This window comes from Saprospiraceae bacterium (genome assembly GCA_016716185.1).
Taxonomy (GTDB): Bacteria; Bacteroidota; Bacteroidia; order Chitinophagales; family Saprospiraceae; genus Vicinibacter.
The window spans coordinates 79,712-94,189 of sequence record JADJWV010000001.1; the positions used below are offsets into that span (position 1 = coordinate 79,712).

Below are 14,478 nucleotides of genomic sequence, written 5' to 3' on the forward strand. Positions count from 1 at the left end.
TCCATTGAATTCTTATTCAGCTTTTAGTACTTTGCAGTTTCTTAAATCATATGAATCTTAAGTTCAGTCCCTCATTTATTAGTTTTTTATTACTCACTGCTCTTCTTGTGTTCTCGAACTTCAATATTGCCCGTTGGAACGGCTTAAGGGTCATTGATTGGGATGTAGTCGGATTTTATGCATACCTCCCGGCTACTTTCATCCATCACGATTACAAACTGGGATTTGTTAAAGAACGGCCGGAATATGCAGCCGAAAAAAAATTCTGGCCACATACCGCACCGAACGGTGGTATGGTCATCAAACCAACCATGGGATTGTCTTTGTTATACCTTCCTTTCTTTTTTCTTGCCCACTTACATAGTCAGATTGCAGATCTTGAGGCGGATGGTTTCAGCATCCTGTATCATAAATACATCCACCTGTCTGCGCTTTTCTATCTGATCATCGGATTTTATTTTTTAAGACAACTGCTTTTAAAATGGTTTTCAGAGTGGGCTGTAGTTTTCAGTCTTGTCAGTATCGCTTTGGGTACGAATTTATTTTATTATAGCACCACCGAAGCCAGTATGTCCCATGCTTATACTTTTGCACTCTCTTGCCTGTTCCTTTATGCTGTGGTTCGCTGGTACGAAACCTATCAACTCAGATTTGTAATGCAAGCTGGATTTATTTTGGGAATGATGATCCTGATCAGACCAGTCAATATCCTATTTGGACTTTTCCCATTACTTTATGGCATCCCTGCTTTGAGTGCACTAAAGGAGCGAATCCATTTTTTTTGGATGCATAAAAAGCAAATCCTGTTGTTTATTATTTTTGTTTTTTTACCGCTGATCCCTCAATTGCTGTACTGGAAATCCGTTACCGGACAATTTGTTTTTTATTCCTACTTCGACGAACATTTTTTCTTTTTAAAACCTGAAATTTTCAAAGGACTATTCAGTTTTCGCAACGGATGGCTCATTTATACGCCCATGATGATATTTTCTATAGTCGGATTGTATTTTGTGAAATCAAAACACAAAGAATTGTTGTTTCCGATAAGATTTTTATTCATTACCTACATTTACATAGTTTTCTCCTGGTGGTGCTGGTGGTATGTGGGTTTTAGCAACCGTGCCATGATCGATGTATATGCTTTTCTTTCGATCCCTCTGGCTGTTTATTACGAACAGTTGTTAGCTTTTCGGAAAACGTTAAAATTCATGGCTTTCATTGTCGCTTTTTTCTTTTTATGCCTCAACCTGTTTCAAACCTTACAATACCGCCATGGCTTAGTCCATTTTGACAGCATGAATTTCAAAGCATATAAATCATCTTTTGGGACTTTGAAATACAACGATGCTTACAAGCAGGCCTTGCAATCGCCCGACTATGATAAGGCAAAATTAGGGAAAGAATAATTGAATGGTGGTTTGGTGAATTTTTTACCCTGAATCATGGAAAGCACTTCAGAGCTATTTGAATAATCTGAGTTTTGATTGCATTTATTCAATGTAAAGAACCAGTCCTTTTAAATAATTCCCTTCCGGATGAAAAAGATTGACCGGATGATCCGGTGCCTGAGTTAATTTATGTAAAACGCGAATATTCCGCCCCGATTCAATCCCCGCTGAAACAATGGTATTGTAAAACAAGGCTTCATCTACGACCTGAGAACAAGAAAAAGTAAACAGATATGATCCGTTCCTGATTTTTTTCAATGCCAGGTGGTTGAGCCTTTTGTATGCCTGGACCGCCTGATGCCTTTTATCGATAGTCTTGGCGAAAGCCGGAGGATCTAAAACAATCAGGTCATAAACATCCTGAGGAGTTTGTTTCAGAAAATCATAAACATCGGCACAAATTTCACGGTGGTCTTTGAACTCGGGGAAATTATGCTCCATATTTCGAGTACACACCTCCACTGCCTTTTGACTGATGTCGACTGAATCCACATGAAAAGCGCCGTTGCTTGCAGCATAAACACTGAAACCTCCGGTATAGCAAAAGGCATTCAGCAGAGATTTGCCGGAAGCATAGCTCCCCAGGAGTTTGCGGTTATCCCTTTGGTCCAGAAAAAAACCAGTCTTTTGACCATGTAAAGGATCCATTTCAAATTTTAATCCATTCTCCATGGCAATCAGCGGTTGTCCTTCGCCTTTGATGAGCTGATTTTCGATCGTTCTTCCGTAGTTTGGAGGAAGACTTTCTTTGCTTTTGTCCACAATATTCAATTCGATCCAACTAAAACAAAACTCACATGCTTCAGAGATCAGTCTGATTTGTCTGTGCATACCGATGCTGTGACACTGAATCACGACCGTATTCGAATAGACATCTATGACCAATCCGGGAAGCCCGTCGCCTTCTCCATGTATCCAACGAAAACAATCGGTCCCAGGCGCTGTTAAAAGAATTTTTTGTCTGAGATCCAGAGCGGATTTAAGCTTATTTCTCCAAAAATGTTCGTCGTAAACTTCGGACACAAAGCCAAGAATTTTTACCGCTATGCTTCCGTGGTGAAAATGCCCAAATCCCAGTCGGTTTTTTTTGAAATCGAATAATTCCACCAGGTCTCCATCTTCCAGCCCGTCAGTTTTTTCCTGGATGGCTCCTGAAAATAGCCAGGGATGTCTTCTCAACATGTTTTGTTCTCTCCCCTTTTTAAGAATAATGCTGCCCTTAAAGCTCATTTGTAATTTATTCTGGAAGGCAATATACGAAGAAGGGAGAATGGATAGGAAGTGAAGGCTCAAAGCGAGAAGCGTAAAGCGAGGAGCAATGGATTATGAAGTAAATTCAGCCCCGTAGGGGTGGAATGTCAATAGGGAATGGATAAGAAGCTTAAAGCGATAAGCGATAAGCTGAAAGCGAGGAGTGATTTAATGAACATTAATTTAACCAAAATCCAGCCCCGTAGGGGTGGAATGTCAATCGGGAATGGATAAGAAGCTTAAAGCGCAAAGCGATAAGCTGAAAGCGAGGAGTGATTTAATGAACATTAATTTAACCAAAATCCAGCCCCGTAGGGGTGGAATGTCAATAGAGCAAAGTGAAGAGTGATTATTTTGGAGCTTGCAGCTTAAAGCAGGAAGCCTGAACGCCAAAATGTCGTCCCGATAAAATGAAATAGGTTTTTAATAAAATGAATAATCACGAACATTTTATCGGGATGTCGAAATGCCGATAATAGATAATAAATAAAAATCAGATATTTAACTACTTAAGTTGTCTCATGAGGATCAATACACGATTGAACGAGATGTGTACGTACAAACGAAATCGTTCCCTTCTCCACTTTGGTGGAAAAGGCCTGGGGATGAGGGCAAGGACTAACGAGCCGGCCCCGTTTTGCTGTAAGCCATGATTTTTTTAAGGCTGTCCGGATGTGCTGAAAAAAGCACATCAGGCAAGGCATTTTTTGCAGCCAAGAGTTGTTTAAGTTCAATCTGCATTTCAGGCTCTGCCAGAAGACATTCCTCTAAAATCAACTTTTCTGTGGAATCGCTTTCCCGGTAAACGTAACGAATAAATTGTAAACTTGTAAATGTATCTACCATAGGCATAAATAGTTCTTTATTCAAATAACTGACATATGCCTGTTTATATTGTCCTGCCTATTTGTTTTTTGACTTTCGCCAGATCTGGGTCTTGCCAAAGGTTTTTAGCTTGAAATATCCCCGCACTTTTAAGGTTTCTGACGAACCCGGGCTTATTGCACAATCGTATATTTTACCACTGGAGGGGTCTAAAATCTTACCATGAACTAAACTTCCATGGTCTTCTTCCAGATCCCAGATGATATCCATGCCTAAAAGTGCCTGATTTTTCAAAGGAGGGCTGCACAATTCACAAATTTTGACTGGGGCATATTCAGGTAGTTTGACCACCCTGGCATTCATTTTATCATTCTTAACATATAATTCGGCTGTAAAGCTCCACTGCGATGTGCGGTCATCAAAAGCATCCCAATAACCTGTATAACTGTCCCATTTTACGGGCTTTTCTGTGAATTGTAGCGCGGCTAATATGCAAATCAGACCTAAGGACATTTTATGAAAATAAATAAAAAAATGAAAAATTTTTTCGGTTTTCGCAAAAAGTTGGCATAGTATTAGAATAATACCATATGTGAATGCAAAACAACAAAAAGTTTAAGATATAAAAGATGTAGTTTTCTTTATTTGAGACCTTTAGACACCTGTAAATACGCCGGTATTTACAGGTTTTTTTGCATACAGAATATAAAATGGAAAAATGAATGTTAAGGAGTTAATCAAAGACTTTTTGACTTTGTACCACTTCACACTTTTTTTGAAGAAGTCCGAAGGCGTAAGGACTAAGTCTAATGGAAGTAAATTTAAAGTCCTTTCTTTCTCTTGTAAAATTTGGATTCAACCGTGTTGTGGTTGGATATTTTTCACCGACGATGGGCTATGATCCAATTTTTAGAAACAATAATTGGATCTTAAACCGATTTGCGGTTTGCGGATTGGGTTTACTTCATTGAGTAAATACGGAGAGCTCTCGCGGCTATAAGTTTGTCCCTATTTTATTTTGCTTCTTGCACTCTGATTTAAAGCTTTTGGCTTTTCGCTCACTCAACTCCTTACTTCCCCATTCTTTTCCATTCCTGTTCGATGATAAAGGGTACTTGTTCGACTTTGAGGTTTTTACCGATGATTTTTCGTTCTTTATTCAATACGTATAGCTCGGGAGTGATATCTACATAATATTTTGCATAAATGCTACGATTGGTTGGGTCGTGTACATTGATCCAATCCTGTATGTTGTTTTTGTGAACGAATGCCCTCCATTCCTCATCTGAGGTATTGAGCACGATTGCAAATACTTCAACCCCCTTTTGTTTCCACTTCTTGTAAAACTCACGAAGTAAAGGAGTTTCCTTTTGACAATGGTCGCAATCGGGGTCGTACATAAAAACAATCACGAAATCTTCTTTTAATTCATAAATGGATCGCGTGTTGCCATAAAAGTCAGTAGAGATGACGTCGGGTCCTTTTCTATTCAGCAGACTGGCTTTCATTTCAAAAACCTTCTTTTTAAAATCAGCAAGATCCTTATCTGAAGCCCAGAAAGCCTTTTCTTTTGTATCAAAATAATTTTCGAGTATGTGAACGAAGACCGCCTCTCCATCCATGACTTTGGTTTGAGTAGGCTGAAATTTCAATGCAATCCAGTTGCTTACAAACTTGAACATCTCTTTGTTGACCATGGATTTCTTAATGACATAATCAGCTTGCCTGATGATTGAATCGGGTTGTTGAGGGGTTAGTTCCAATATCAATCTTTTCAATTTGTTGGCTATTACCGGAGTGCGCAACAATCGTTCGTCGCTAAAATCCACCTGATCCCAGAATGATTTGCGAAATAATTCCAGCTGCTGTTCGCGATCCACCTCGCCATTGGGCAATCGGACATCAACCAGGTCCGGGTTTTGCCCTGCTGTTTTGAATTTCGTATACAGGGCATTAGGATATTTTTTTCGGAAATCAGAAAGTTGGTTTTTTCTTTCTTTTTGCATGACATCCAGCAAACTGTCAATTTTCTGAATCGTTTCGGGGGGAGTTCCTGCAGCATTTCTCAATTCCTGAAGAGGTTTTGCATCTTCATCGTGACGGGTTTGCATTCTGAAGTTTTCGTACAGCATAAAGTTGTCGATCGAATTCGTAACCTCCATGGTACCAACGATGTCATTTTTATTGGCTTTCATGGAAAAAAATACCTCATCGCCGATCATAAAATGAAAATTGCTGTAATCCGGCAGAATCGCATAAAAGTATCCGCTCGGAATTTTAGTTTTACTTCTCAGTTCAAATTTGCCGGAAGCATCTGCCAGGGTAGAATCAATGATATAATTCTGGTCGGCAAAGACGGCGATAAACTTGACTTTACCTTCCTGAATGCCCTCTATCTGGAATTTGATGTGGCAACTATCGGACTGCGCAAAAAGGCCATTAACCAGAAATAAACTTAAAATTGCAATGTAACGCATGATTTCCTGATGAATTATCCGACAAAATAAATAAAGCCCCGGCACATTCGCATAACGATTCCAAAAGCTTTCAAAAACTTAAGTTTTTATTAAGAAAATTCATTTGTTTTTAAACAATCTTCCCCAGAGCCGTACATTTTATCTGGAAAATCCTGTTTGTTTTTAAAGTTATCCTCTACTCCTCTGCACCATCGGAAAAATAGTGTTGAAGTTTCTCATAAATCAGCTCGACAATTCGACCTTATTTTATACCTTGCCAACATGACATGGACCTGGAAAAATATGATCCTGTTTTCAAGTGTTATCTGCATTTTGTACCTGGTTGGGGTCCTTTCTGTTTACATATTCATCAATCCGATTCTATTCAAAACTGAACGAACAAGTCAATACGACACTCCTGTTTCGCAAAGAATTGAGCAAATGCAGATATCTCTGCCTGGCAATCAGGAATTGTCTGCCATGCTTTATCATACAAGGTATAAAGAAAAGGGCATTGTCTTATTCCTCCATGGGGTTCGGGGCAATCTCGACCGGTTTCAGCAACAAAGCCAGCTTTTTCTCTCCATGGGATATAAAGTGTTGCTCCCGGACTACAGAGGGTTCGGAAAAAGCAGCGGCCAGCTTACGGAAACAAGTCTTACTGAAGATGTCACATCCTGCATGGATTGGCTGTTGAAACGATACAGGGAAGACAGCATCATCGTATATGCCATGGATTTTTTAGTTCCTGTAGCCTGTTATGTAAACACCATGCTCCCAGCCCGACTGCTGATCCTTGAAAATCCTGTTTATTCCTTGCGCAGCTGGATCAAAAAACGATATCCTGCTTTCTTTCTGCCATATGAATTGAAATATGATTTTAATACCGATGAATTTCTCCACGATTGCCTGAGTCCGGTTTACATTCTAAGACCTTTACAAAAAACAGCTTGCACTGCGGCTGAAGCCCAAAAGCTAAAAATGCTACTGAAAGATCCGGAAACCTTTATCCAATTAGATGACAGGCCTAATGAAAATTTATACGATCTCGAAAACTTTCAAAACCAACTGGAACGGATTCTGAATTTTGAAACACAATGAGTAAAAGAAGCAAACTCGAAAAATTCGCAGAAAATCTAAGCCTTTCCAACGTATTTGAGAATTTCAGCTTTGAGGAACCCTATCTGTTTTCAAACGCAGAAACCAAAGTTGATTTTAAATCATCGTGGAAGGAAAAATATTTTAACAACACGAATCCACTGGTTTTGGAATTGGCATGCGGAAGAGGCGAATATTGCGTATCGCTTGCCAAATCATTTCCATTAAAAAATTTCATCGGTGTGGATATTAAGGGTGCCCGGATCTGGAAAGGAGCTAAAGCTGCTTTGACTGAAGACTTAAACAATGTTGCATTTGTAAGGACACGCATTGAGCTGCTTCCACATTTTTTTGGGATCTCTGAAGTCGATGAAATCTGGATCACTTTCCCCGATCCTTTCCTCCAAAAAAGCAAGTCCGAAAAAAGACTGACTTCCACAAGTTTTTTGAATTTATACAAAGATGTACTTAAACCCGGTGCATTGTTGCATTTGAAAACGGATGACCCGGTTCTATACGAATTCAGTTTAGAAACGATTGAAAAGCATCCGCTTTATGAACTCCTCACGTGGAACGCATCCATTTATGAATCGGCATTAGACCTTCCGGAATTGGATATCAAAACTTACTACGAGCGTATGCATTTGGAAATAGGAAAAAAAATAAAGTATGTGGGGTTTAGGTATTCAGGGGAGACAAAGCTTTAAGCGAGAAGCTCAAAGCTAAAAGTGGAAAGTGCAATCCCGGCTGATGAAATTGAAATAAAAATTGAACAACTTGATGTCGGGAGCAAGGAGCAAAGAGCAAAGGATGACATCATAAACCCAGCCCCGTAGGGGTGACATATTCATTGGGAATGGAGTCCCTACATGAAATAGCTAAAAATGGAAATACATCACCTTGATGTCGGGAGGAGCAAAGTTTCTGAAGCAATAAGGAAAGATTCTATTGATTGCTTATTGGTAAAATAAAGTTCCGCGTAAATCTGCGTCATCCCCGCCTGACCGAACATGTTTTCCATTATTTTAAAACAAAATATCAGTCGGACAGGTGCGGGAAATTTCAGAACTCTTATTTCAATACTAACATTTGTTAGTTTAAAACTAATATGAGAAAAATATCAATGATTTCAATGACATTTTCTAGGCTTTGAGTTTACAGCTTTGAGCTTTTGGGCTGTATGCGTCATTTACCCTATTTGTAAATTTCTATCACAGCTTCTTCGTCCATTTTCCTGTAGGCCCTGTACATGCCTTCGGTATTGAACACCAGACTCAGATTACCTTTTTTATCTACAGCAATCAGTCCGCCATCGCCTTGTATTCCCGGCAAGAGATCGAATACAATTTTGCGGGTAGCTTGTTCGAGGCTCATCTTTCCATACTTCATCATACAAGCCACATGAAAAGCCACATTCATGCGCATAAAGTATTCTCCGGAGCCGGTACAAGATATCGCACAGGTTGTGTTGTCGGCCCAGGTGCCTGAACCAATGATGGGTGTATCCCCAATGCGTCCGAATTTTTTATTGGTCATGCCCCCTGTGGAAGTTGCAGCCGCCAAATTTCCAGTCTGATCCAGGGCAACCGCACCCACCGTGCCGAATTTTCTGGAGTCGTGATCCAGAATGATCTCTTTATTTTTTTTGGCCAGCAACAATTGTTTATATCTATGCTCTGTAAAAAAATAATCGTCAGCCATTTTTTTAAAACCATGCTTTTTTGCAAATTGCTCTGCCCCCTTTCCAGCAAGCATCAGGTGTTCTGATTTTTCCATTACAGCGCGTGCTAGTAATACAGGGTTTTTAATCCTTCTTATCATGGCTACAGAACCGCCATCCAAACTTTTTCCATCCATAATAGATGCATCCATTTCCTGTGTTCCTTTTGAAGTAAACACCGAACCCTTACCTGCATTAAAAAGTGGACAGTCCTCCAGGGAAACCACGCTTGCAGTCACCGCATCCAAAGCCGTTCCATTATTTTTTAAAATTTCAAAGCCTTTGTTCAAAGCCTTTTCCAAAGCTTTGCTGTATTTTTTTTCAATTTTGGCGTCCATATCCGATCTGATCAGGGTGCCGGCTCCTCCGTGTATGGCGATGCTATACATGTTTTCTGTTTTTATTAATTTGCGTAAAGTTAAGCTTTCTGTTCAGATGCGCTTTTGAATAAATTACTACTTCATTCGAATTACAATTTGAATTTTTATAAATAATTTAAGCCATCATCGAGCTTCCATAAATGAACATCTCATGTCATGCAGATGAATCTTACAATTTAGTTTATCCAATGCCCGCAGTATCTACAAAGTATATTAACTTTCGATTTAATTTAATACGATGAGAGACCTTATCTTGTTGCATGGGGCATTGGGTGACCAAAAACAATTGGAAAAATTAGCGTCCGAACTTAGGTCTCAATTTACTATCAATTTGTTGGAATTTAAAGGCCACGGTCAAACATCGGGATCAGTTCATTCCCTTGGCATTCCGGAAATGGCTGAAGAGCTCGATCGTTATATAAAAGAATATCAGCTGAAAGATGTTCAGGTATTTGGCTACAGCATGGGGGGCTATGTTGCCTTATATCACAATCTCATTTATCCCGGTAGAATTCAAAAAATAGCTTGTCTCGCAACAAAATTTGCCTGGGATCCGGAAACAGCAGTTAAGGAAACTTCTGTACTTTCGCCTGCAGTTGTTATTGAAAAATTTCCCGGATTTGCCGCCTTACTTGAAAAAAGACATGGCACTTATTGGAAGCATGTTCTTGAAAATACAGCATCCATGATGATCGCACTCGGAAATAATCCCTTACTGAATGAAATTTCGCTGTCACAATTGGATGCAAAGTGTTTGTTGTTGCTTGGAGATAAAGATCATATGGTAAGCCTGGAAGAAACCCTTGCAACGGCAGGGATTATCCCCAATGCTCAATTTAAACTGCTTGAAAATACGATACATCCAATTGAAAAAGTAGATACCAAAAAAATTGCGGACCTGTTGTCCGGTTTTTTCAGCTAAGTTCTATTATTGTTATTATCCAAAATAATATATTTAAACAGAACTCAGCTTACATTCCAGAATAAAAATTTTAAATGGAGCCATTGATTTGACCAGAATGCCCAGAAAATAATCTTCGAGTTTTTACTATTTTTTCTTTCCCATTCATCAAGATTACTCTGGATCCCAATGACATTTATTAATTTTACAAAATCAAGTCTGAGTTCGAATTTAGGTTTTTCAATTAAAACTATTTTTTAAAAGTCATTTATTTTATTCAAATATGGATATGAAATTTTTCATTGCTTTTTGCATGTTTCTGCATTTATTTTCAACTGCCCTTTCGCAGCGGATTCTGAATGTAGGGCCCGGCAGAACTTATGCAAATCCAGCTGCAGCAGCTGCAGTGGCCTTACCCGGTGATACCATACTTTTGCATCCTGCTACGTACACAGGCCCTTATTTTATCAGCAATCTGAAAGGCCACAGGAATGCCTGGATCACCATCAAAGGAACCACAAAAGAACAGGTAATTTTTAGCGGGGGAAGCGAATCCATGCATTTTAGTGACGCAGAATTTTTACACATAGAAAATCTGACGGTGCGCGCTCAAACCGGAAACGGTATGAACATCGATGATGCAGGAAGTATGGAAAGTCCCACCAAACATGTCGTGATTGAAAATTGCATCTTCAGGGATATGGCTGCAAGCGGTAATAACGATTTGCTGAAACTGTCAGGACTGGATTCCTTCATCATCAGGAATTGCCATTTTGAAAACGGAGCCACAGGTGGCAGTGGGATCGATATGGTTGGATGCCATGCCGGAACCATTTACAACAACCGATTTATACAACTGGGAAGTAATAGCATCCAGGCAAAAGGCGGTTCCAGCGAAATCGAAATCCTGGCCAATCATTTTACCAACGGTGGTCAACGAACCTTAAACCTGGGAGGAAGTACAGGAGCAGCTTTTTTTAGACCGTTTGGCATCAATTACGAAGCAAGAAACATCACAGCTGCTGCAAACATCATTGAAGGATCCGTAACCCCGGTTGCTTTTGTAGGAAGTCGAAACATCCGGTTTATCAACAACACCATCATCCGGCCGGAAAGATGGATTTTGCGAATTCTTCAGGAGAGCGCAGATACCAGTTTTTATTTAAGCAGTGCCAACAATCATTTCATCAACAACATTGTTGTGGTAAATAATTCTCTTTCTACGGATGTGAATATCGGTCCCAATACCAGCCCATCCACTTTTAAATTTTCAAACAACCTCTGGTATCATCTTGATAATGCAAATTGGCGGGGACCCCAATTGCCGGTAATGGAAACACAGGGGATTATTCAGATGAATCCTCAGTTCATGAGTCTGGCAAATGGCGATTACCGTTTGTTGTCAATTTCACCTGCAATAGGAAAAGGAAAACCAGAGCCTTCAGTAAAAACCGATCGAACAGGCAAGCTCTATCTAAATCCGCCTTCCATAGGAGCCTATGAAGGTGGGGTAACTACGTTCACTGAACAGAACCAACCTGATAAATTGATTATTTATCCCAATCCGTTTAAAGATGCTTTAAATATTGAACATGATTTCACTCAAGGAAAAATACATATCTATGATCTTCGTGGAAATTTACATTTTAAAACGGATTTAGAACCCAATGATCAAATTATAGACCTTGATAAATTGAGTGATGGATTGTATATTCTTCAGCTAGAATCCAGAGCAGGCTTCTTTTTCAGGAAGATCTGTAAATATTGAGTGTTTATGTAAATGGAATAGACTTGGTCGTGTGAAGACTACGATGAGCATGGTCGTGTGAAGACTAGGATGAGCATACGACTAAGTTGTCCTTTTGTTGTACCATTCTTCCAGTTTCCAAAAAATGTCTTTAGAAGTGAAATTATAATTGACACGTGAAAATTCGTTCATAATAAATAACATGAAAAAAAATGAACCAATGTTGTAGCTTCTGATAAAAGTTAGTAAAAAAATTATAAATCCCAACACCAACAATATATTCAAACTTTTTAATCCCGGACTCAGATAATAAGATAGTCCCGTTAAAAATATTGAATCAATCAATATGCAATATTCCAAATAAGTATTTGTATATTCCGTTTCACCGTTATACTTTACAAACGCGATCCATCCTATGAAAAAAAGTCCAAGGATCAACAGGTTTCTTTGGGTCCGTTTGAAATTATATTCTTCCATAAGTGAAATTCGATTTTTCTGTCACACGCCAAAATTAAAAAGGCCAGGTATTAAAATCTTCACGAAAGATACAAAAGCGCAGATTCTTGCAATCAGGAATAACCCGTATAAAAAACAGGAAAAACACCCTTTTTGAAACCCAAATTTAACAAGAAATTTGTCTGACACAAATAGATTTCGTAACTTCCATTTTCTTACGATGAACGAAATACAATATAAAATTGGGTTTTGGGTACTGATTCTGGGATTGGTCACCTTTACGATTATGTCGATATTTACGCAAAGTAAACTGACCAAAGCCATCAAGGAAATTGAAAAGGCCAAAGATCTGATCGACTCCGCCCAACTTACCATACGGACCATCGATGCTACTGTACTTGGATTGAAGACACAGACTGATCTTTTTAAAACTGAACTTGAATTGTACCATCAGAAATCCCTTAAAATAGACAGTGCCCTGCTGGGAAGAGAAAGAGATATTCTAAACAAGGTTTCGGGCATTCAGAAGCAGGTCGATAAGCTTCAAATTCAAAGGAAGGATATTCTGGACTTGCTCAAGGAGTTGCCCCGGGAAATTGAAACCAAACCTTTAATTCCGAACAGACAATGAACAATTCACGCGTGTTTTTGGCAATTGGATTTCTTTGCTTGAGTATTACGGGGAATACCCAGCTCAGAGATCCTATTGCAATTAGAGATAGTATGAATGTCAATGTTTATTACATCACCCGCGGCATTCAACTGGACAATCAACTGGATACACTTTGGTTATTCAATAAACCAACGTTTGAAAAATACAATAAGGCCTACCGCTTGTTATTCAGTTCGAGCGACACCTATGAAGACCTGATTAAGAACATGGAAACCCGCGACTCGCTGGTTCTTACATTATACGAAGAGCGGAAATCCGCATATGAAGCCTTATTCAAATTGAACCAGGATTTTTATAAAACTACAGGAACTTACATTAAAACCACACAAGATTCGCTGACCAGCATGAATGTTCAGCTGCATGCTCTGAGCGGACAATTGGACCGGGCCAATCTGCATCTCGACCAGGCACTGGAGTACATTAAAAGCGCCAAACGAGACCGGTACAAGTATTTCATCATTGGATTCCTGGCCGGAGGAATCATTGGTTATGTCTTACATTAGATCGTATCTCTAGCAAACTAAATATATATACATATGGTTGAATACGAAAATGCAGAACACAACAAACAACAACAGAAAACGTCCGGTCTGAAAAAGTTAAAGTACTTTCTGCTCTTCTGGAATGGGTTTTGGTCGATACCGCTCGCTTTGCTTGCTTTTTTTGGCCTCGGTATTCTGGGTCAATATCTTTTTGGAGAAGGCGTTGGATTTTACGATCCGTCTTTTTGGCAAGCCGCTTTATTGGCCACTGGTGAATTTTTATTTTTTAACAGCATTGCATTCTTTACTTTGCGATTTTGCTTCAGGCATCTATGGAAATATTACAAGGGATCAAAGGAATTCGATCAGCGCTCACAAAAAATTCAGGTTAACAATCGTTCCAAAGAAGATTTTGATAATTTACAATCATGGCAAAAATTATTTTTACTTGTGTTTTTATATTGCTTTTTCATTGCTGCTTTGGTCAGTCTGTACAAAGCCCATGTATAAGTTGCATCTATCTCGATGAACTTGGAGTCGTTGAGCAGGGAGGGGCCAACAAAGGAGCCAGAGTCGAAGAGTATTTGAAAGCAGCCGGCGGAAAAGCAGGTCAGCCCTGGTGTGCAGCGTTTGTGAAGTGGGTATTTGATCAGGCTGGAATCCAGACTCCAATCAATGTATACAGTCCGACAGCTCAAAACAAAAAGAACCTGGTTTGGTCCAAAAAACAATCTTTAAAAACTCCAAAAAGCGGAGATGTATTTTGCTTGTATTATCCCAAACTCAAACGCATCGGGCATACCGGATTTTTTCATCGCCAGGTGAACAAAAGCATATATGAATCGGTAGAAGGAAATTCGAACGACAATGGTAGCCGGGAAGGGATCGGAGTATTTAAACTCAAAAAGAGAAGTCTGAATGCAACGTATTCGATCAGCCGGTGGACGGGGGATTGAAAGGGACTAAACGGGCAAGGCTTAAAGCGAAAAGCAAATAAATTTGATATTTCTCCTTTTAAACAACTAACGTATGTTAGGTTTT

General features: G+C 39.3%; 14 protein-coding genes. 9 read left to right on the top strand and 5 right to left on the bottom strand.

The genetic code is table 11. The annotated features are described in order from the left end of the window. The first annotated feature begins 50 nt into the window (after positions 1-50). On the top strand, positions 51-1,406 hold the full coding sequence (locus IPM34_00290) for a hypothetical protein (GenBank protein ID MBK8953982.1): 1,356 nt from the start codon (positions 51-53) through the stop codon (positions 1,404-1,406). Between the two features lie 84 nt (positions 1,407-1,490). Here IPM34_00290 and IPM34_00295 read toward each other — a convergent pair whose 3' ends face one another. The 4 genes from IPM34_00295 to IPM34_00310 all read right to left on the bottom strand — a co-directional run bounded on the left by IPM34_00295 (position 1,491) and on the right by IPM34_00310 (position 6,001). Continuing rightward, entirely contained in the window at positions 1,491-2,678 is a 1,188-nt protein-coding gene (locus tag IPM34_00295; GenBank protein MBK8953983.1) for a class I SAM-dependent rRNA methyltransferase, read from the bottom strand. Between the two features lie 639 nt (positions 2,679-3,317). Continuing rightward, on the bottom strand, positions 3,318-3,569 hold the full coding sequence (locus IPM34_00300; protein MBK8953984.1) for a hypothetical protein: 252 nt from the start codon (positions 3,567-3,569) through the stop codon (positions 3,318-3,320). Between the two features lie 33 nt (positions 3,570-3,602). Then, positions 3,603-4,037: a DUF2147 domain-containing protein gene (locus IPM34_00305; GenBank protein ID MBK8953985.1), complete on the bottom strand. Its 435-nt coding sequence runs from the start codon at positions 4,035-4,037 to the stop codon at positions 3,603-3,605. 557 nt (positions 4,038-4,594) lie between these two features. Then, a complete protein-coding gene (locus IPM34_00310; GenBank protein ID MBK8953986.1) occupies positions 4,595-6,001 on the bottom strand; it encodes a redoxin domain-containing protein in 1,407 nt (468 codons plus the stop codon). A gap of 282 nt (positions 6,002-6,283) precedes the next feature. Here IPM34_00310 and IPM34_00315 point away from each other — a divergent pair, with 282 nt between their 5' ends. Further along, positions 6,284-7,081 carry an alpha/beta hydrolase gene (locus tag IPM34_00315; protein ID MBK8953987.1) on the top strand — a complete coding sequence of 266 codons (798 nt, stop codon included), beginning with the start codon at positions 6,284-6,286 and terminating at the stop codon, positions 7,079-7,081. Further along, a complete protein-coding gene (trmB, locus tag IPM34_00320) occupies positions 7,078-7,785 on the top strand; it encodes a tRNA (guanosine(46)-N7)-methyltransferase TrmB (protein ID MBK8953988.1) in 708 nt (235 codons plus the stop codon). Before IPM34_00315 ends, trmB begins: the two co-directional genes overlap by 4 nt. A 487-nt stretch (positions 7,786-8,272) precedes the next feature. Here the strand turns inward: trmB and IPM34_00325 are convergent, their stop codons facing one another. Then, the gene (locus IPM34_00325; protein ID MBK8953989.1) at positions 8,273-9,187 is read right to left on the bottom strand and encodes an isoaspartyl peptidase/L-asparaginase; all 915 of its coding nucleotides are present in this window, start codon (positions 9,185-9,187) and stop codon (positions 8,273-8,275) included. A 229-nt stretch (positions 9,188-9,416) separates the two neighbouring features. On the opposite strand from IPM34_00325, the gene IPM34_00330 reads away from it, so the two are divergent. The 6 genes from IPM34_00330 (at position 9,417) to IPM34_00355 (ending at position 14,393) form a co-directional block, all read left to right on the top strand. Next, complete coding sequence (locus IPM34_00330; GenBank protein MBK8953990.1) at positions 9,417-10,100, top strand: alpha/beta fold hydrolase; 684 nt, start codon at positions 9,417-9,419, stop codon at positions 10,098-10,100. 268 nt (positions 10,101-10,368) lie between these two features. Continuing rightward, a complete protein-coding gene (locus tag IPM34_00335; protein ID MBK8953991.1) occupies positions 10,369-11,847 on the top strand; it encodes a right-handed parallel beta-helix repeat-containing protein in 1,479 nt (492 codons plus the stop codon). Between the two features lie 655 nt (positions 11,848-12,502). Further along, positions 12,503-12,913 (top strand): hypothetical protein, encoded by a 411-nt coding sequence (locus tag IPM34_00340; protein MBK8953992.1) that lies wholly within the window; start codon positions 12,503-12,505, stop codon positions 12,911-12,913. Further along, the gene (locus tag IPM34_00345) at positions 12,910-13,458 is read left to right on the top strand and encodes a hypothetical protein (protein MBK8953993.1); all 549 of its coding nucleotides are present in this window, start codon (positions 12,910-12,912) and stop codon (positions 13,456-13,458) included. Before IPM34_00340 ends, IPM34_00345 begins: the two co-directional genes overlap by 4 nt. Before the next feature lie 33 nt (positions 13,459-13,491). Next, entirely contained in the window at positions 13,492-13,947 is a 456-nt protein-coding gene (locus IPM34_00350; GenBank protein ID MBK8953994.1) for a hypothetical protein, read from the top strand. Continuing rightward, on the top strand, positions 13,866-14,393 hold the full coding sequence (locus IPM34_00355; protein ID MBK8953995.1) for a CHAP domain-containing protein: 528 nt from the start codon (positions 13,866-13,868) through the stop codon (positions 14,391-14,393). The genes IPM34_00350 and IPM34_00355 overlap by 82 nt, the downstream gene beginning before the upstream one ends. Positions 14,394-14,478 lie beyond the last annotated feature (85 nt).